Source organism: Nocardiopsis sp. NPDC006938 (genome assembly GCF_042869555.1).
GTDB lineage: Bacteria > Actinomycetota > Actinomycetes > Streptosporangiales > Streptosporangiaceae > Nocardiopsis.
This window is the reverse complement of record NZ_JBIAGA010000001.1, coordinates 630,295-649,026: the sequence shown is the minus strand read 5'-3', so window position 1 is coordinate 649,026 and position 18,732 is coordinate 630,295. Positions and strand designations below refer to the sequence as shown.

14 protein-coding genes and 2 tRNA genes are annotated in these 18,732 nt (G+C 70.5%); 14 read left to right on the top strand and 2 right to left on the bottom strand.

The window, feature by feature from the left end; translation table 11 throughout:
- Positions 1 to 27: 27 nt before the first annotated feature.
- Complete coding sequence (locus ACFYL4_RS02705; protein WP_357765781.1) at positions 28 to 1,023, bottom strand: MurR/RpiR family transcriptional regulator; 996 nt, start codon at positions 1,021 to 1,023, stop codon at positions 28 to 30.
- Between the two features lie 201 nt (positions 1,024 to 1,224).
- Between ACFYL4_RS02705 and ACFYL4_RS02700 the strand changes: the two genes are divergently transcribed.
- The 6 genes from ACFYL4_RS02700 to ACFYL4_RS02675 all read left to right on the top strand — a co-directional run bounded on the left by ACFYL4_RS02700 (position 1,225) and on the right by ACFYL4_RS02675 (position 5,660).
- Positions 1,225 to 3,003: an AfsR/SARP family transcriptional regulator gene (locus tag ACFYL4_RS02700; protein ID WP_357765784.1), complete on the top strand. Its 1,779-nt coding sequence runs from the start codon at positions 1,225 to 1,227 to the stop codon at positions 3,001 to 3,003.
- Between the two features lie 215 nt (positions 3,004 to 3,218).
- Positions 3,219 to 3,404 carry a hypothetical protein gene (locus ACFYL4_RS02695; RefSeq protein ID WP_357765787.1) on the top strand — a complete coding sequence of 62 codons (186 nt, stop codon included), beginning with the start codon at positions 3,219 to 3,221 and terminating at the stop codon, positions 3,402 to 3,404.
- A 166-nt stretch (positions 3,405 to 3,570) separates the two neighbouring features.
- Positions 3,571 to 3,644: transfer RNA gene (locus ACFYL4_RS02690), tRNA-Lys, on the top strand.
- A gap of 217 nt (positions 3,645 to 3,861) precedes the next feature.
- Positions 3,862 to 3,935: transfer RNA gene (locus tag ACFYL4_RS02685), tRNA-Lys, on the top strand.
- Positions 3,936 to 4,140: 205 nt separating this feature from the next.
- On the top strand, positions 4,141 to 4,731 hold the full coding sequence (locus ACFYL4_RS02680; RefSeq protein ID WP_387515868.1) for a septum formation family protein: 591 nt from the start codon (positions 4,141 to 4,143) through the stop codon (positions 4,729 to 4,731).
- 446 nt (positions 4,732 to 5,177) lie between these two features.
- A complete protein-coding gene (locus ACFYL4_RS02675; protein ID WP_357765792.1) occupies positions 5,178 to 5,660 on the top strand; it encodes a septum formation family protein in 483 nt (160 codons plus the stop codon).
- A gap of 119 nt (positions 5,661 to 5,779) precedes the next feature.
- Here the strand turns inward: ACFYL4_RS02675 and ACFYL4_RS02670 are convergent, their stop codons facing one another.
- A complete protein-coding gene (locus ACFYL4_RS02670; RefSeq protein WP_387515866.1) occupies positions 5,780 to 7,435 on the bottom strand; it encodes an alpha/beta fold hydrolase in 1,656 nt (551 codons plus the stop codon).
- 372 nt (positions 7,436 to 7,807) lie between these two features.
- On the opposite strand from ACFYL4_RS02670, the gene ACFYL4_RS02665 reads away from it, so the two are divergent.
- The 8 genes from ACFYL4_RS02665 (at position 7,808) to ACFYL4_RS02630 (ending at position 18,644) form a co-directional block, all read left to right on the top strand.
- The gene (locus ACFYL4_RS02665) at positions 7,808 to 8,899 is read left to right on the top strand and encodes an ABC transporter permease (protein ID WP_387515864.1); all 1,092 of its coding nucleotides are present in this window, start codon (positions 7,808 to 7,810) and stop codon (positions 8,897 to 8,899) included.
- Positions 8,900 to 8,911: 12 nt separating this feature from the next.
- The gene (locus tag ACFYL4_RS02660; protein ID WP_357765800.1) at positions 8,912 to 9,790 is read left to right on the top strand and encodes an ABC transporter permease; all 879 of its coding nucleotides are present in this window, start codon (positions 8,912 to 8,914) and stop codon (positions 9,788 to 9,790) included.
- Positions 9,791 to 9,795: 5 nt separating this feature from the next.
- Positions 9,796 to 10,869, top strand: coding sequence for an ABC transporter ATP-binding protein (locus ACFYL4_RS02655; RefSeq protein WP_357765803.1), 1,074 nt, complete (start codon positions 9,796 to 9,798; stop codon positions 10,867 to 10,869).
- Positions 10,862 to 12,013: an ABC transporter ATP-binding protein gene (locus tag ACFYL4_RS02650; protein WP_357765806.1), complete on the top strand. Its 1,152-nt coding sequence runs from the start codon at positions 10,862 to 10,864 to the stop codon at positions 12,011 to 12,013. Before ACFYL4_RS02655 ends, ACFYL4_RS02650 begins: the two co-directional genes overlap by 8 nt.
- 7 nt (positions 12,014 to 12,020) lie before the next feature.
- The gene (locus ACFYL4_RS02645) at positions 12,021 to 12,212 is read left to right on the top strand and encodes a hypothetical protein (protein WP_357765809.1); all 192 of its coding nucleotides are present in this window, start codon (positions 12,021 to 12,023) and stop codon (positions 12,210 to 12,212) included.
- Positions 12,209 to 14,020 (top strand): ABC transporter substrate-binding protein, encoded by a 1,812-nt coding sequence (locus tag ACFYL4_RS02640; RefSeq protein ID WP_357765811.1) that lies wholly within the window; start codon positions 12,209 to 12,211, stop codon positions 14,018 to 14,020. Before ACFYL4_RS02645 ends, ACFYL4_RS02640 begins: the two co-directional genes overlap by 4 nt.
- 295 nt (positions 14,021 to 14,315) lie before the next feature.
- Entirely contained in the window at positions 14,316 to 15,569 is a 1,254-nt protein-coding gene (gene ccrA, locus ACFYL4_RS02635; protein WP_387515861.1) for a crotonyl-CoA carboxylase/reductase, read from the top strand.
- Positions 15,570 to 16,214: 645 nt separating this feature from the next.
- Positions 16,215 to 18,644 carry an ATP-binding protein gene (locus tag ACFYL4_RS02630; protein WP_387515984.1) on the top strand — a complete coding sequence of 810 codons (2,430 nt, stop codon included), beginning with the start codon at positions 16,215 to 16,217 and terminating at the stop codon, positions 18,642 to 18,644.
- Positions 18,645 to 18,732: the final 88 nt, after the last annotated feature.

The window sequence follows — 18,732 nt, the reverse complement described above, 5'->3', positions numbered from 1 at the left end:
ACACCCGTCCTTCACGGCGGGGGCGGGTCAGTCGTCGTTACCAGTGGTGTCGGGGGTGTTCCTCGCGGCGGAGGCGTCGCCCCGCCGCCGTCTGCGGTCGTCACTCAGACGCAGCCCGCGGACCGCCTCGTAGGTGGTCTCCAGGGCCGTCCTGCTGTCGGTGTAGCGGATCTGCGCCAGGCCGACGAACAGGCAGTCCACCACGGTCAGCTGTGCCAGCCGCGAGGCCGTGGCACCCGAGCGGAACATGGTCTCCCGCGCGGCCGTGGTGAGCACGTGGTCGGCGAAGCCGATCGGTGACCGCGGGAAGTTCGTGATCGCCACCGTCCGGGCACCCCTGCGGCCCGCCTCGGTCAGGGCCTGCACGGTGTCGATGGTGGTGCCGCTGTGCGAGATGCCGATCGCCACGTCGCTCTCCTCCAGGAGGGCGGCACTGGTCAGCATCACGTGCGCGTCCGACCACGCGAACGAGGCCAGACCGATCCGGTGCAGCTTCTGCTGCAGGTCGGCGCCGACGAACGCGCTCGCGCCCACACCGTAGATGTCGACCCGCCGCGCGTTGGCCATGGCGTCGATGACCGCGCGCAGTACCTCGACGTCCATGGCGGCGCCGGTCTCCTCCACGGCGCGCGCGTCCGTGTAGGCGATCTTCTGTACCACGGTGACCAAGGTGTCGTCGGGGTTGATGTCGCTGGCCAGCTCGGCGGTGTTGCCGCGCGCGCCCCGGGCCTGTCCGGCCTCGGTGGCCAGGGCCAGCCTCAGCTCGCGGTACCCGCTGAAGTCGATGGTGCGGCAGAACCGGATGACGGTGGCCTCGGAGGTCGCGCAGTCCTTGGCCAGCTGGGTGATCGAGGAGGCGGCGGCGCGCTCGGGATCGTCGACGACCCGCTGTGCCACACGCTGCTCGGCGGGTGCCAGCGAGGGGAGCAACGACCTGATCCGCAGGACCGTCGTGGGGACGGGTGGCGGAGCGACGTCGCCCGGGTGCACGCGGCCGCCAGACGGCTTCGGGATTTGCGCCATGGAGGAAAGTTTCTTTCGGTCGTGGTGCAGAGTCAACGCACTGGCGGGAAAAACCGGGAGATTCAAGGATTTCAAGGGACGGCCCCCTCGGCAAGTGTCCCCGATCCGATTGCGATGCCGCAGCTCAGAAGGCACCCTGGAGGCGAGGCGGCACGTTTCCACCCAGCACACCCGTGTCGGCCTCGCAGAGGGGATGGAGCCGTGCCGCTGTACAGCCCGCCGGAGGCCCGGGGCGCGGCGACCGTCGAATCCGCGCCCGAACCCGCCTCCCGGGGGCTCTACGTGAGCCTCCTCGGCCGCTTCGGTGTTCAGGTCGACGGCGCTCCGCTGAGCCTGCGCGGCGACCGCCGCCGCGCGCTGCTGGCGACCCTGATGCTCAACGCGGGACGGACCGTCTCCACCGAGGAGCTCATCGAGCGGGTCTGGGACGCTCCGGGGCCCGCGGCCAAGGGCGCCCTCCAGGTCCACGTGGCCCGGGCGCGGGCGCTCCTCGAACGCCACCTGGGTACCCCGCTCATCCTGGGAGCGGACGGCGGCTACCGCATCGACCTGGAGCGGGAGCGGTCCGACCTCCTGCTCTTCCGCGACCTGGCGGCCCTGGCCGAGCGCGCGGCCGAGCGGGGCGCGTCCGACGCCCACGCGGACCTCCTGCACCGGGCCCTGACCCTGTGGCGCGGGCCGGTCCTGACCGACGTCGCCGCGCCCCTGCTGCACTCCAGGGACGTGGCCCGGCTGAACGAGGAGCTGCTCGGTGTGGCCGAGCGGGGGTTCGAGACGGCCCTGGCCCGGGGCGAGCACGAGCTCGTCGCCGTCCGGGCGGGCTCGCTCGCCGCCGACCACCCCGAGCGCGAACCGCTCGTCCGGGTGCAGATGACCGCGCTCTTCCGCTCCGGCCGCCAGAGCGAGGCCTTGCGCGTCTACGCGAGGACGCGCGCGGTCCTCGCCGAGCGGTTGGGGGCCGACCCGGGCCGCGAGCTCCAGGAGACCTTCCACGGCATCCTGCGGGGCGACCTCGACTCCCGGCCCGGGGCCCGTCCACGGGCGACGACCGGCCCCGCCGGCGCCTCCACCGGGGCGCTCGTCCCGCGACCGCGCATCCATGACGAGGTCCGGCCCTGCGCCGCCCGCCGGACCCCCCGGCCCGCCTCGGCGCTGCTCCCCGCCGAACTCCCCTCGGCCCCCCGCGCGCTGGTGGGGCGGGCCGACGCCCTCGCCGAACTCGACCGCCTCGTCGACCCCTGCTCACCGGACCCCGGCAGTGTCCTGGTCCGCGGCCCCGCGGGGGCGGGCAGCAGTGCCCTGGCGGTGCGGTGGGCGCACTCGGTGGCGACGCACTTCCCCGACGGGCAGCTGTACGTCAACCTGCGAGGACCCGACGGGGCCCCGCGTCACCCGGCCGAGGTCCTGCGCCGCCTGGTGCGGTCCCTGTCGGCGGGGACGGTGGACACCGGGGAGCGGGGGGAGGAGGTGCCCGAGGCCGACGAGGTGGCCGCGCGGGCCCGCTCCCTGATGGCCGGGCGCCGCGTGCTGATCGTTCTTGACAACGCCTCCACCGCGCACCAGGTGCGGCCCCTGCTGCCGGGCAGCCAGGGCAGCTGCGCCGTGGTGGTCAGCCGCAACTGGCTCACCGACCTGCTGGTCCGGGACGGTCTGCGAGCGCTCCCGGTGGACGCGCTGCCGGAGGAGCACGCGATCACGCTGCTGCGGTCGCTGTTGGGACCGGAGCGCTGTCCCACGGCGGAGCTGCGCCGGGTCGCGGAACTGGCGGGCCGTCTACCGTTGGCGCTGCGCATGGCGGTGGCGTGGATGGACGCCCACCCGGAGCGGTCCGCCTCGGACCTGGCGCGGTTGGTGGAGAGGGAGGACCCGGCGCACGGGGTCTCGCCCACGGCGCGGATGGCCGCGGTACTGCGCGCCGGGCCCTTGGGGGCGGGCACGGCCGCGGGGAAGTACCGACCGGGACCGGAACCCCGGGGATGAGTCTGCGTGACCCGTCTTACGGACGGCTTTCATCCAGGCGAAGTCCTCGGTGTCGCGGCGCACCGCCCGAGGGTGAAGCGGTGCCCATGTGGCGGGAGTGACCTGGGGTCTCGGGAAAAGTTCGGGTTCCGGTCACCCCAACGGACGGTTGTGAGATCGACCAGATCTCGCCCAAGGGGTGCTCAGCGGTCGGATCAGTCGCTAGTGTCAAGGCCATGACGCAGAACAACGATCCCAACATGGACCCGGCGGGAACCACCCAGCACTTCCGCCGTTTCGTCGACGAGAACCCCGAGCCCGAGGAGGCTCCGCGCCGCCCGATCCTGCCGCTGGTACTCGCCGGAGTCGGTGTCGCCCTGACGGTCGGCGTCATCGTCGCCCTGTTCGTGGCCTTCTTCTAGCCGGAGCGGTACGGACCGTGCCCGGCGGGTTCCCCCTTCCGGGCCTGGGCCGTGGTGTGACCGGGCCTGTCCCGGTCGGACCCGGAATCGGTTCGCGGTGACCCCGAGGTCCTGCTAGAGTTAACTCCGTTGCCGCAGAGAGCCGCGAGGTTCGAGGCGGAGACCGGCGTCATTAGCTCAGTTGGTTAGAGCAGCTGACTCTTAATCAGCGGGTCCGGGGTTCGAGTCCCTGATGACGCACATGAAGGGCCCCGGCGGGTGGAGTTCGTCTCCACCGGCCGGGGCCCTCTCTCGTTGTCCCGGGAGTCGTCGGTGCTCCCCGGGGGTGTGGAACCCCCGCACGGGAGGGCCCTCGTGTTCTGGGGCACATCGGCCCGTTTCGGCTCCGGGCGCTCCGAAGTTCGGGTAGAGTTAACTCCGTTGCCGCAGAGAGCCGCGAGGTTCGAGGCGGAGACCGGCGTCATTAGCTCAGTTGGTTAGAGCAGCTGACTCTTAATCAGCGGGTCCGGGGTTCGAGTCCCTGATGACGCACATGAAGGGCCCCGGCGGGTGGAGTTCGTCTCCACCGGCCGGGGCCCTCTCTCGTGCCCGACCTCCGCGTCCGACCAGGTCATGTCCGATGTTCCGGGAACGAATCCGCGAATCGGCCGAAACCTTCCGGCCTCCGGGTGCGTCTGGATACGTACCGCCGTTCCCCTCCCAAGTCGGCGGGCAACCAACACCCCGTGGAGCCGTCATGCTGTCCGAAGCGCACCGCCCCCTGCTTGGCCGTATCGCCCTCGCGGCGCTGGCCACCGGTGCCGCCCTGTCCCTGTCCGGGTGCGGTCTGCCGCTGCTGCCGCCCGCCCTCACAGGGGGAGGTGACGAGTCCACCGAGGCGTACGAGCCCGAGGCGGCCGAGGAGACCGACTACGAGGAGGAGACCGAGGAGGCCGACCCGCCCGCTGACGCCGAGGACCAGGACGTCAACGACCTGGCCGTGGGCGACTGCCTCAACGAGATGGAGACCGGGTACGACGAAGCCGTCAGCTCGGTGCCGATCGTCGACTGCTCGGAGGCCCACGACCTGGAGGTCTACTGGGGGGGCGACTTCGACAGCGGCCTCGACTACCCGGGCCGTGACGAGGTCATCGACATGGTCAACGAGAACTGCCTGGAGTTTTTCCAGACCTTCGTGGGAACGGCCTACGAGGAGTCCGTCCTGGACATCCAGACCCTCTTCCCCATGGAGGAGGGCTGGGAGATGGGCGACCGCGAGTACCTCTGCCTGATCGGGCAGATGGACGGTTCGCAGACCACCGGGACCCTCGCGCAGTCCAACCTGTAGCCGTCGAGCGGCCTTGGAGTCGCAGATCCGGATCGCCTCCCACGCCCTGACGACGAGGGCCCGTGCCACCCGGCGCGGGCCCTCGTCGCGTCCCGGGGCCCCGAACTGTCAGTGGTCCGCGAGATGATCTCCGGAGGGCCGTTTCCTTTCCGTTATGAGAAGGCTCGTGGAATCGTCGGAATCGATGTCTCCCATCGTTTTCCCGTCCTTCTCTTCTCCTCTCGCCTGATGGGAGAGCCTCCCCCTTGCGTGTGTTCTTCGTCAAGTGTTCCCAGGTCAAGTGGTCGGGAGTGCCCTCGGTTGCTCACGTGGAGTATTCCTTCGCTACGTATTCGTGTTCGCCCGGAAAACCAGATTGACATTCCGCGCGACCTGGTGAATTCTTTCGTTCTCGCCATCGCCGTCCCGGCGAATGTCCCGCGAGTATTCATCCCCGGAGTATCCACATGCCTTCCCTCTCCCGCGCCGTGCGCGGCGCGGCCGTCACGGCCGCCGCTGCCTCCGCCGTTCTCAGCCTGTCCGCCTGCGACCTGCTCGACTCCGTCCTCGGTTCGGGCAACGTGATGGAGATCGGTGTCGGCGACTGCTTCACCGAGAGCGAGATGTTCACCTCCGACGCCGGCGACGAGGTCGGTGACGTCCCCCTGGTCGACTGCTCCGAGCCGCACGACTCCGAGGTGTTCCACGTCGAGGAGCTCCCGGACGGTGACTTCCCGGGCGCCGAGTCCGTGAACGCCTCCATGGAGGAGGTCTGCACGGGCCCCGCGTTCCAGGAGTTCGTCGGTGTGGACTTCATGGAGTCCGAGATCTACGCCAGCGGGCTCATGCCGACCGTCGAGTCCTGGGACCTGCTCGAGGACCGCGAGATCCTCTGCTACGTGTTCTCCGAGGAGCCGATCAGCGAGAGCCTCCAGGGCGCCAACCGCTGATCCGGCGCGGCCCGTGACGGGCCGCCCGGAGTCGCACACCGCGAACGAACGGCCCGCGCCATCGGATGGCGCGGGCCGTCGTCGTGTGTCGGTCGCCTCAGCGGGTCTCGTACGCCGATCTACCCCAGGGGGCTCAGCAGCGGCCACTCGTGCGGGCGGTCGGTCCTGGGCAACGGGACCTCCGGAGCGCCGTCGAAGGTCGTCGCTCCCGGGTTCTCCGGCCGGGGAACGCCCCCGCACTCGGTGTCGTCCGGGACCACGCCGTCGACCAGGTAGGCCTCCACCACGTCGTCCACACAGGGGTAGGCGGGCCGCCCGGTGTCCGGGGCGACCATCAGGGTGAAGCCGTGGCCGCCCTCGTCCGTGACGGTGAGCAGGGGGCTCTTCAGGCGCTCGGCCATGGCCGGTCCGCCGTCGTAGGCGGTGTTGGCGTCGTAGTCGGCGGCGATCACCAGCGCTTCGGGGTAACCGTCCCGCGCCAGCTGGACCTCGTCCTCGACGGGGGCGTTACGGGTGAAGGTGCAGGCCTGCGGCGTCGCCCACATGGCGCCGGAGCTGTACGGGTGCGCGTCCCGGTACTCACGGGCCTGCTGGTGGTAGAGGCCGAGCCGGTCGGGCCACTCGGCCTCGCAGGCCACGGCCGAGAACAGGTCGAAGTTCATGTCGAACACGGGGTCGGACTCGGGCCACTCCTCGTCCTCGCCCGGAACGGGCGCGTCGTCGACCAGCAACCGCAGGAACTGGGAACTGGAGTCCCAGTAGCCCTGGGACCGTGCCAGGCTCGCGACCAGCGCGTCGAACTGGGCCCCGTCGAGGTGCCCGGCGTTGGGGACGTCGTCCCGGGGCTCCTCGTCGAGTCGGGCGGAGGTCTCGTCGAAGACCGCGACGATCTCCTCCGGGTCGGTGCCGAACCCGTACACGTCGTCGTGCTCGGCGAGCCAGTCGGTGTAGCGCTCGACGTTGGCGGTGCCGGCGGGTCCCTGTCCCATGAACACGTCCCGCCAGATCCCGTCCGGGTTGACGGAGGAGTCCAGGACGCTGCGGTCGAGCCGCTCCGGGAACAGGGTGCCGTACACCGCGCCCAGGTAGGTGCCGTAGGAGTAGCCGAGGTAGTTGGTCGTCTCCTCGCCCATGGCGGCGCGCAGCACGTCCATGTCGCGGGCGGTGTTGGCGGAGGTCATGTGCGGCATGCGGTCGCCCTCGTTGGCGTCGCAGGCACGGGAGTAGCGGATCTTCTCCCGGGTGTCCTCCCTGATCTGGGCGTCGCTGGCCCGGGGGCGGATCAGCGGGAACTCGACCCCGCAGTCGAGGGGTGAGGAGGCGCCGGTGCCGCGCGGGTCCATGCCGATGAGGTCGTACGCCTCGTGCGCGAAGGTCCCGGTGAACATGCCCGCCATCATGCGGGCGGGGCCCCCGGGGCCGCCGGGGTTGATCATGAGGACGCCGCGGCGCTCCTCCGGTTCGGTGGCCTCGGCGCGGGCGGCGGCGATGGTGAGCCGCGCGCCGTCGGGGTCGGCGTAGTCGAGGGGGACCTCGTACTCGGCGCACTCCATCCCGAGTTCGACCAGTTCGGGTTCGGGGCACGCGGTCCAGACGATCTCCTGGTCGTGGAAGGGGGCCAGGGCGGTCCCCTCCACCGGGTAGCCGGTGGAGGCCGCGGTCGGGGGTGCGGCGACGGGGTCGGCGGAGGCCGGGAGGGCCGCCGCCAGGGAGAGGGCCAGGCCGGTGGCGGTGACCACCGAGACCGAGCGGATGGTGGTGCCGGGTCGTGGCACGGGGGGCTACCTCCGTTGTCCTGCCGCCGGGTGGGGAGCGGGCCCGCTCCGGCAGGTGGTGTGTGGTGACCCCGTCACGGTACGAAGCGCCCGAGCAGCCGGAAAACCATCGAAAGTAGCGTCTTCGGGCTTCTTTGGAGAGGTGACCGCATGCGGCCATGAAGCGTTTGGTCTTTTGGGTGGTTTTGTTGCCCTTTGTTCTTTTTGTGATGCCGATCATGTCGCACAAAAGACGCCGTTTGGTCACGAAGGTGGCGTGGGACACAGGGGTGGCGTTACCGTGTCGTTCTATTAGGAAAGTTTCCTAATAAATCTGTGCCTGCCCCCACCCCATCCCCCACCACCGCCGTGCCCCCTGCTCGAAGGAGCCTCGTGGCCACCGAAATCGCGGCCTCCCCACCCCCACCGGACACCGGCGACCCCGGGCCCGCCGCCCCCGGGACGGCCCAGCGCCTCCTCAGCCGGATCTGGCGCAACTACGTCTTCGTGAAGGTACGCAAGGCCGTCGTCGTGGTCTTCGTGGTGGCCAACGTGACGTTCTTCCTCGGACGCGCCATGCCGGGCGACCCCATCGACGTCATGGCGGGCCGCCTCACCCAGGGCGGCATGTCGATGAACGAGGCCCGGGCCATCGCGATCCACTCACTGGCCTACGACCCGGACGCGCCCCTCTTCAAGCAGTGGTGGGAGTTCATCGTCGGGCTGTTCACGCTCGACCTCGGCGGCACCATCAACCGCCCCGGCTTCAGCGTCACCGACGCCATCGGCGCCTACCTGCCCTGGACCCTCTTCAGCATCGGCGTGGGCACCCTCGTCGCGATCGCCCTCGGCCTCGCCCTCGGCATGATCATGGCCTACCGGCGCAACCAGATCCTGGACCACGTGCTCAGCATCCTGGCCTCGGTCCTGGGCGCCATCCCCAACTACCTCATCGCCATGGTGCTGGTCGTCGGCGGCGGCATGTACCTCGGCTGGTTCAACCCCATCGAACTGCGCGGCACCCTCAGCCCCGGCGTCCAACCGGAGTTCACGTTCAGGTTCGTCGGCGACGCGCTCTTCCACGCCGCCCTGCCGATCTTCACCTACGTGCTCGCCATCATCGGCACCTGGATGCTCGTCATGAAGGCCTCCACCACCGAGGTCCTCGGTGAGGACTACGTGACCGTGGCCCGCGCCCGGGGGCTGCGCGACGGCCGCATCGCCACCGCCTACGTCGGCCGCAACGCGGTCCTGCCGTTGGTCGCCCAGATCGCCATCTCCTTCGGCACCCTGGTCGGCGGTGCGATCTTCGTCGAACAGGTCCTCGTCTACAAGGGCGTCGGAGGCCTGCTCCTCGACGCGGTCAACTACCGCGACTACCCCCTCCTCCAGGGGCTGCTCATCATCATCACCTCGTGCGTGGTGATCGCCAACCTCGTCGCCGACCTGCTCTACAGCAGGCTCGACCCGCGCATCCGGAAGTAGGGGGACGCACGCATGGCCGTCACCACCGCACCAGCGTCAGCGGGCGTCTGGGGCACCATCTGGCAGGGCATCACCCGCAGCACGAGCGGGTTCATCGGACTCTGCCTCGTGCTCAGCGTCCTGCTGTTCTCCTTCGTGGGCCCGCTCCTGATCGACCACCACAACCCCACGGACGTCAGCAAGATCTGGGGTCCGATGAGCTCCGAGCACTGGCTCGGCACCAACCACGAGGGCAAGGACACCTTCACCCAGCTGGTCCTCGGCGGGCGCGAACCCATCCTGGTCGGCCTCATGGCCGCCCTGATCACCGTCGCCATCGCCGTCGCCCTCGGGGCCGTCGCCGGGTACGTCCGGGGCCGGGTCGACCACTTCCTGCTCCAGCTGACCGACATCACGATGACCATCCCCTTCATCGTCCTGATGCTGGTCATCGCCTCCTTCTACCGGACCTCCTCTCCGCTGGTGGTCTCCTTCATCATCGGCCTGGTCACCTGGCCGTACCTGATGCGGTCCATCCGCGCCCAGGTACTCACCCTCAAGGAACGCGAGTTCATCGAGGCCGCCCGCCTCCAGGACCTGGGCACCGCCCGCATCCTCTGCGTCGAGGTGCTGCCCAACATGGCGGGCTACATCTTCATCAACTTCATCATCGCCATCACCAACGCCATCTACGCGGTCGTCGGCATGTACCTGCTCGGCCTGCTGCCCAGCACCGCCGAGAACTGGGGCCTGATGATCCAGCAGGCCTGGTCCAACAACGCCTTCCTCCTCCCGCAGGCCGCGCCCTTCCTGGTCGCCCCGATGGTGATGATCATGCTCTTCCAGATCGGGCTGGTCACCATGACCCGCTCCCTGGAACAGGCCCTCAACCCACGACTCCGGGACAGGTGAGCCCCGTGAACGACCACCCCGCCGCCCCGGACGAGCCCGGCGGCCCCCTGCTGTCCGTCCGCGGGGTCGACGTCGGCTACCGCACCGGCCGCCGCACCCACGTCACCGCCGTCCACGACGTCTCCTTCGACCTGCACCCCGGCCAGTCCATGGCCCTGGTGGGGGAGTCCGGCTGCGGCAAGACCACGCTCGGACTCGGCCTACTGCGCCTCCTCCCGCGCACCGGAGTCGTCTCCAAGGGAGAGATCCTCTTCCGCCGCAAGGACGGTACGCGCGTGGACGTGCGGACCCTGGAGAAGGAGAGGCTGCGCCGCTTCCGTTGGAACGAGGCGGCCATGGTCTTCCAGGGCGCCATGAACGCCTTCAACCCGGTGCTGCGCATCGAGGAGCACTTCCTCGACACCTTCCGCGCCCACGAGCGGGCGGGCGGCCGCAGCTCCCGCAAGGAGATCACCGAGCGCTCCGCCGAACTGCTGGAGATGGTGCGCCTCGACCCGGCCCGCGTCCTCAGCAGCTACCCGCACGAGCTCTCCGGCGGCATGCGCCAGCGCAGCCTCATCGCCCTGGCGCTCGCGCTCCGTCCCCAACTGCTCATCCTCGACGAGCCCACCACGGCCCTGGACATCCTCACCCAGCGGTCCATCGTGGAGCGCCTGGCAGAACTGCGCGAGGAACTGCGGTTCTCGATGGTCTTCATCACGCACGACCTCGGTCTGGCCGCCGAACTCGCCGACCGGGTCGGCACGATGTACGCGGGACGCCTCATCGAGACCGGGACCACCCGGGACATCTTCTACCGCTCTCGGCACCCCTACACCTCGGCGCTGATCAACTCCGTGCCGCCGGTGGTCGGCGACCTCCACGTCCCCGAGTCCCTGCCGGGCGGCCCGCCGAGCCTCAACGCCCTGCCCACGGGCTGCTCGTTCGCCCCCCGTTGCGCGCACGCCCTGGACGTCTGCACCACCACGCGTCCGACGCTCGACGTTCTCCAGCACCGCGACGCGGGCCTGAGCCACACGGCGGCCTGCCTGCGCTCCACCGACGCCGCACTCCACGCAGAGGGGGTCTCCCGTGATTGACCGGACCGTCAACCCCGCCCACGCCGAACCGCGTCCCGACGACACGGCTCCGCGCTCCGCGAGCACCATCGGCCGGACCGGGGCCCCCGCTCCCGGCGAACCGGCCCCCGGCACCGTGATCGGCGCCGACGACGCCGCACGGGCCCTGGAGGCGGACGAGCGTCGCGCCCAGCCCCCCGTGCTCACCCTCAAGGGTGCCCAGCAGGTCTTCAGGACCCCGCGCGGCGACGTGCCCGCCGTGGCCGGGGTCGACCTCGACGTCCGCCCCGGCCAGGTGCTCTGCCTGGTGGGGGAGTCCGGCTGCGGCAAGACCACCACGGCCCGGATGGCGGCCGCCCTGTCCAGCCCCACCGCGGGCTCGGTCCTGTTCCGGGGCAAGGACGTCGCCACGATGGACCGCGGGGAGCGGGCGGCCTTCCGCCGCTCGGTCCAGTACATCCACCAGGACCCCTACGCCTCCCTCAACCCGGTCCGCACCGTCTACTCCACCGTCTCCGCCGGACTGCGCCGCCACAAGCTGGTGAAGGACCGCCACGAGGCCCGCCGCGTCGCCGCCGAACTGCTGGAGCGCGTCGACCTCTCCCCGGCCGAGGACTACCTGGACAAGTACCCCCACCAGATGTCCGGCGGCCAGCGCCAGCGCGTCGCCGTGGCCCGGGCCCTCGCGATGGAGCCCGAGGTGATCATCGCGGACGAGTCCACGTCGATGCTCGACGTGTCCATCCGCGTCAGCCTCCTCAACACCCTCGGGAGGCTCCGCGACGAACTCGGCGTGAGCTTCCTGTTCATCACCCACGACCTCGCCGTGGCCAAGTACTTCGCGTGGCGGGGCGAGATCGCGGTCATGTACCTGGGCAAGGTCGTGGAGCACGGACCCACCCCACAGGTGGTCAACGACCCCCAGCACCCCTACACCAAGGCCCTCATCTCCGCGGTCTGCGAACCGGACCCGGACCTGGCCAGGAACAAGGAGCGGGTCCGGCTGCGCAGCGCGGACATCCCCGACCTCACCGACCTGCCTCCGGGGTGCGACTTCCACCCGCGCTGCCCGATCTTCGCGCAGGGCAGCTGCGACACCGTTCGGCCACCGCTGGTCCGCAGCCACGACCGGCTGCTGGCCTGCCACGTCGTCACCCGGGGGTGAGGGGGAGTTGCTGCTCCTCATCGGACGCTTCGGCCTGTTCGTCGGGGCGTTCCTCACCCTCTCCTGCACCCTCACGGCCGTGATCACATCCCCCGGCACAGCCGAGTTCGTCATCAGCGTCGTCACCATCGGTGTCGGCCTGGCCGTGCTCGCCCTCGGTCTGATCGCCGTCCTTCTGGAAAGGAAGCGTCAAGAATGACCTCCACCCCCTCTCGCAACGCGATCCTGAACGACCTGAGCAGGAGGCGACTCCTCAAGGCCGTCGGCTTCAGCACGGTCGGGGTCGCCGGCGCCGGACTCCTGTCCGCCTGCTCCGCCGACTCCGGCGGCAGTTCCGACGCCAAGCAGTTCACCGGGGTCTTCGACTACGACCTGGACTCCATGACGCGCAACGTCCACCGCGAGGACGGCGCGCTGCTGCTCAACTCGGTCTACAAGGACCTGTTCCTGTGCCCCGGCGGCGTCTACAACTGGGCCGAGCACGAGTGGGACTACCTCCTGCTGGAGGGGCACGAGTGGGACGGCAACGACCTCGTGCTGAGCCTGCGCTCCGGACTGAAGTGGAGCGACGGGAACGACATCAACGCGGACGACATGATCCGCAGCTACGCCATGCGCGTCCTGGAGGCCCCGCCGTGGGGATTCGGCTTCCCCCAGGTCCAGGACCTGGAGAAGCTGGACGACCTCAGCGTCCGCCTCGGGTTCGAGAACCCGTTCCCCAACATCGAGCGCAGCGTCATCAAGCACCGCATCGTCTCGAAGGCCACCTACGAGAACTTCGGTGAGCGCGCGGTCGAGATGGTCAACGACGGCGTCCGCCAGGGCGACGACGAGCACGCCGAGTGGAACGCCGAGTTCATCGAGTTCAACCCGGACGAGATCGTGTGCAGCGGCCCGTACATGTTCGACGAGGCCCAGATGTCGGACGCGCGCATCACCCTGGTGCGCAACGAGAACGGCTACCAGGGCAAGGAGGTGAAGTTCGACGAGGTGGTCGTGCACAAGGGCGACAACCGGCAGTCGGCGCTGCTGGTGCAGCAGGGCGAGGTCGACTACTCCAGCCTGGCACCCTCCGCCGCCGACCAGCAGGCCTTCCAGAGCGTGGAGGGCTTCCGCTGGATCGAGCACGCGGGCTACGACGGCTGCGGCATCATGTTCAACCACAAGGCCAAGCCCGAGGTCCAGGACGTGCGGGTGCGCAAGGCGCTGGCCTACGTCCTCGACGGCGACCAGATCGGCCAGGTCGCGCGAGGCGAGGGTTACAGCAGGGTCACGCACTACGCGGGTCTGGCCGACATCCAGGCCGAGGAGATCCTCACCGCCGAGGAGCTGGCGGACTTCGAGACCTTCGACCAGGACCTGGACAAGGCCACGGAGCTGCTGGAGGAGGCCGGCTGGACCAAGGAGGACGGCAAGTGGTACCTCCCGGACGGCAAGGAGGCCAGCTTCGAGGTCATCGGTGTCTCCGGGTGGGGTGACTTCGAGCTGACCGCGACCCAGGTCGAGGAAGCCTGGAACGACTTCGGGATCAAGACCGAGGCGCGCAACGTCCCCGAGGACAACCCGTGGGGCATCTGGGGCGCCGGTGACTTCGAGGTCGCGGTGCGCCACTGGGGCAACCCCGAACAGCCCGACTACTGGGGCGCCTTCCAGATGAACTTCCTCACCGAGAACGCCGGTACCGAGGACTCCCCGGGCCAGGGCTTCGACCTGGAGGTCGAGAGCCCCTCCCAGGGAGACGTGGACATCAGGGAACTGGTGGACACCGCTCAGCGGGCCGAGAGCGAGGAGGAGCAGAAGGAGGCCCTGAAGACGCTGGCGATCGTCTTCAACGAGCTGCTTCCGCGCATCCCGATCTGGACGTACAAGTACCTGGCCCCGGCGGTGGAGGGCATCCGGGTGAAGGAGTTCCCGAGGGACACCCCGACCTCCCAGAACGAGCAGTACCAGGACAACCACGTCATCCTGTCGCTGATCAAGGGCGAGCTGGAGCCGGTCGAGGGCTGAACCGCCGACACGGCGGTGACTGAGTGACGAGCCCCGGCGGGGGCGGTGCCCGGGGCGGGCGCCGCCCCCGCCGCCGCGTCCGTTCCCGGTCCGGATTACGGGCATGCGCACGTTTGCCCCTTCGGAGGACCGTTTGTGCGCGTTCGGGGCGAAGAAGGATAGTCTCCCGTGCATTCGCACGCGCACACGCCGTCACCCCCGACCCCACCCGTCTCCCCGCCCCCGGCGGGCCCGGCGCCGCGTCGCCCGCACCCCCGCCCGCCCCGCCCCCGGACCTGGAAAGGACTGGCGCACCATGCCCAAGGACCTGAAGGACCTGTACGACCTCGGCGAGGTTCCGCCGCTGGGCCACGTCCCGGCGCGGATGCACGCCTTCACCCTCCGCCGCGAGCGCTACGGCGAGCCCCGTGACGCGTTCGCGCGCGAGGTCGTCCCCGTGCCGGAGCTGCGGCCGGGCCACGTCCTCGTCTACACGATGGCCGCGGGCATCAACTACAACAACATCTGGGCGGCCCTGGGGCACCCCGCCGACGTCATCGCCGCGCGTGAGAAGGCCGGGGCCACGGAGGACTACCACATCGGCGGCTCCGACGGCTCGGGCGTGGTCTGGGCCGTCGGCGAGGGCGTGCGCGGTGTGGAGGTGGGCGACCACGTCATCCTCTCGCCGGGGCAGTGGGACGAGAGCTCCGACGACATCCGGATGGGCGGCGACCCCGTCGCCTCCCGCAGCATGCGGGTGTGGGGGTACGAGAACAACTTCGGCTCCTTCGGCCAGTTCACCCTGGTGCAGGACATCCAGTGCCTGCGCAAGCCGGAGAACATGACCTGGGAGGACTCGGGGGGCTTCCTCGTCAGCGCCGCGACCTCCTACCGGCAGCTCTTCGGCTGGGAGCCCAACATCGTGCGCCCGGGTGACCCGGTGCTGATCTGGGGCGGTGCGGGCGGCCTGGGCACGTCGGCGATCCAGCTCGCCCGCCAGGTGGGCGGCAAGCCGATCGCCGTGGTCTCGACGCCGGAGAAGGCCGAGGTGTGCCGGGAGCTCGGAGCCGTCGGCACGATCCTGCGCACCGAGTTCGACCACTGGGGGCGGGTCCCCGACGAGGGGGACACCCAGGCCTACGCGGAGTGGATGCGCGGGGTGCGCGCGTTCGGGCGGAAGTTCTGGGAGGAGCTGGGGGAGCGGCGGGCGCCCCGGATCGTCTTCGAGCACACGGGGGCGGACACCCTGCCCACCTCGCTCTACCTGTGCGACAACTCGGGGATGGTGGTGCTCTGCGGGGCGACCACGGGGTTCCAGGCCGACCTGGACCTGCGCTTCCTGTGGATGCGCCTCAAGCGCATCCAGGGTTCGCACTTCGCGACGCCCGCGCAGTGCCGCATGGTGATCGACCTGGTGGCCGGAGGCCAGCTCGATCCCTGTGTGACCAAGACCGTACCCTTCGACGAGATCGGCGCGGCGCACCAGATGCTGAGGGAGAACAGGCAGCCTCCGGGGAACATGGTCGCGCTGGTCAACGCGGTTCCGGGGCAGGTGGGGTTCGATCACTGACGACCTCGCCGAAGGGTCCGGAGAAGGCCGTCGCAAGAAGGTGACACCCGGCAAGAATCAGACATATGTGTACAAATCCACCCCTTCCGAGGTGGTTCCGGCGGCGTTTTTCGACGTGTTTCCGCACGTCACCCGGGTGGTGCGCGGTGCCCTTTCGGCGGATCTTCGATTCTTCTGTCAAGCTGGGCGTCCTTTGTTAGTCTGACGAACCGAACGACGGTTCCCGGTGGAAGTACGGGAATTGTGCGGAGCGTGGACACTTGTCCACCGGAACGCGCGCTCGCGGTCGAACCCCGGACACACTCCGCGGCCCCCTCCCGCCAGAACCGTCGAGACGTCCCCCCGGCGTTCGGGACGTCTGGTCGTCTCCCAGGTCGAAACGGCCTGAGAAGCGATTTCCTCCCTGGTCAGGGCGGTGGTGCGGGGCCACCGCCATCCGCCCACCTGATGCGAGGAGACGAGATTGTGGCACAGGCGCAGTCACCGCACGATCGCGATGACCACTCCCTGGCCAAGATGATGTCGACGGAGGATGGGCGTGGAGCCAGGCGCGAAGGAAGGTTCCGCCGGGCCATCTCCCGGATGGTCAAGTCCCAGGAACCCCCGTCACCGGAGACCGAGCAAGGACATCCCGTGCATCAGCCCGTGCATCCGCACTCGCAGGACGCCGACCGAACGTCGGTCGGCGAGGAGACAGCCGCGACGGAGCCCCCCACCGGACCCTTCTCCGCGTCCGCCGAGAACGGTTACCGTCCCACCTCCCGGGTGAGCGTCCCCAACCCCTACACGACCCGGAGCCTGGAGATCGACGACGTCGACACCGGGGCCAACCCGGTCGGCCAGTGGCGCGGCGTCGGCCTCAACGAGCCCGAGCCGCGCAGCCCACACATCCCCGCCACCACGGACACCATGACCGACAGCCCCACACCTTCCGAGCGCGCGGAGCGGCCCCAGGCCCCCGTGCCACCCACGGCCCAGGCGGCCCACGACCCGGCGGGCGCCACACGGCACACCACGGGCGCCCACAGCGCCCACGAGGCGGCCAGGACCGAACCGTCCAGGGCCGAACCGAGCGTGCCCGAGGCCGCCGACACCCGGTACACCGGACCCCGCGCCGACCCGTACCGGGCCGCGGCCGAACCCGCCGCGCCTCCGGCGCCCGCGCCCCACGAGCAGCGCTACCCGGCCCCCGCCCAGAGTGCCGAGCCGGGCCGGGAGTACCGTCCGGCCGGGCAGGAGTCCCAGGCTCCCTACGGCGGTCACCTCGCGCACCAGGAGCGCAACGGCCACCCGGGCGAGTGGAACCAGCGGACCGCCCCGGCCCACCCGGAGCCGTACGGTCACCCCGAGGCGCGGCCCCGCCGCGATCACGGCGGCTACCCCGAGAACGCGGGCTACCCCGAGCAGGGCCACGGCTACCCGGGACACGGCTACGCCCGCCCCGAGCCCGCCCCGCACGCCTACCCGCGTCCGCCGCACGAGGCCCAGGGCCCCGCGCACTACCCCGGGTACGCCCCGCAGCCGCCCGCGTCGCACTACCCGGCCTACCCGCCGCTGCCCTACCAGAGCGCCTACCCGCTGCCCTACCAGCCGCCCGGCTACGTCCTCCCGGGCCAGCCGGTGGTCTACCCCGGTCAGTTCCCGCCCTACGGTCAGCTGAGCCCCTACGGGCAGCCGGTCCAGCACGTCATCGTGCTCGCCGCCGGACAGCAGCCCCAGGTGGTCACCGCCGAGTCGGCCGCCACGCTCCTGTCCGAGCGCGCCGAGCCCACCGTCGCTCCGGAGCTGGGCCAGGACCGCGCGCTCACCCGCTCCGAGCCCGGAACCGACTCCGAGACCGACGGCGGGGCCGCACCGGAGGCGGAGGCCGACCCGGCGCCCGCGCCCGTCCGGGACCGCGTCGAGGAGAGCGCCCCCGTGGCGCCGGTCGCGGCCGACGCCACGGAGGTCGCGACACCCGCCGCCGACCAGACGGCCCCCCAGGACGACCTCCTCAACGAGGCGCTGGCGGGTCTGGCCATGCGCGACCTCTCCCTGGTCGACGCCCTGCTGGAGATGGTGGAGTCGCTGGAGACCAGCGCCCAGGACCCGGACCTGCTCGACAAGCTCTTCCAGATCGACAACTTCGCGACCCGTATGCGACGCAACGGGGAGAACTTCCTGGTGCTGACGGGGCACGACGGCGGCGAGTCCGACGCCCACGACGAGATCGTCCCGCTGTTGGACGTCGCGCGCGCCGCGACCTCGGAGATCAAGGACTACCCCAGGGTCAGCCTGGGCAAGATCCCGCAGACCTCCATCACCGGTCTGGCCGCCGACGACATCAGCCACCTCCTGGCCGAGCTGCTCGACAACGCCACCGCCAACTCGCCGGAGCACTCGCAGGTCGTGATCAGTGCCCGCGAGCTGGACGACGGCCGCCTCATGATCGTCGTCGAGGACGAGGGCGTGGGCATCCCCGAGTCCCAGCTGGCCGAGCTCAACAGCCGTCTGGACGGCGAACCGGTCCTGGACGACGAGGTGCCCAAGCACATGGGCCTGTACGTCGCCAGCCGCATCGCCGAGAAGCACAACCTGGAGACCAGGCTGGAGTCGCGCTCCTTCCGGGGGGTCAGCGCCTACACCATCGTCCCCAAGGAGCTCCTGCGGGTGGCCACCCCCCGGACCCCCGGACAGTCCAGTACCGCCACGATTCCGAGCGCGAGCCCCGCCGTGACCTCGACCGGACCGATTCCGCAGCAGTCCGCCAACGGCTCCTCGGGCAAGGGTTCCGCGGGCAACGGCCCCAGCGGGCCCAAGGCAGCGCCGAAGCCTCCCGTGGGAGGGACCTCGGCCGTCACGGCCGCGGGCCTGCCCCGGCGCAGCGCCACCCCGCACGGTTCGCCGCTGCGGATGCTGCCGCATCCCGACGCGCTGTCGGACAACCCGCCGCCGCCGCCGAAGGGCCGGGAGGACACCCCTGCCCGTCTCACCGGCGAGGCCCGCGCGGAACAGATCCGCGACGAGATCGGCGACTTCCTCGACGGTGAGCGCGCCGCGCTCGACGGCGAAGAGCTCGAGGACGGCAAGGAATGACCTCACACACGGGGGCCCGTGTGTTGCGCACGGGCCCCAGACCCCAGACCCCCAGCGAACACGACCTTCGGCCGAGGCAGGTAGAGCA

Coding starts and splice junctions, on each gene's coding strand:
- ACFYL4_RS02660 (WP_357765800.1), top strand. CDS start 8,912: ATGGCCGTCACCACCGCACCAGCGTCAGCGGGCGTCTGGGGCACCATC.
- ACFYL4_RS02680 (WP_387515868.1), top strand. CDS start 4,141: ATGCTGTCCGAAGCGCACCGCCCCCTGCTTGGCCGTATCGCCCTCGCG.
- ACFYL4_RS02640 (WP_357765811.1), top strand. CDS start 12,209: ATGACCTCCACCCCCTCTCGCAACGCGATCCTGAACGACCTGAGCAGG.
- ACFYL4_RS02695 (WP_357765787.1), top strand. CDS start 3,219: ATGACGCAGAACAACGATCCCAACATGGACCCGGCGGGAACCACCCAG.
- ACFYL4_RS02705 (WP_357765781.1), bottom strand. CDS start 1,023: ATGGCGCAAATCCCGAAGCCGTCTGGCGGCCGCGTGCACCCGGGCGAC.
- ACFYL4_RS02675 (WP_357765792.1), top strand. CDS start 5,178: ATGCCTTCCCTCTCCCGCGCCGTGCGCGGCGCGGCCGTCACGGCCGCC.
- ccrA (WP_387515861.1), top strand. CDS start 14,316: ATGCCCAAGGACCTGAAGGACCTGTACGACCTCGGCGAGGTTCCGCCG.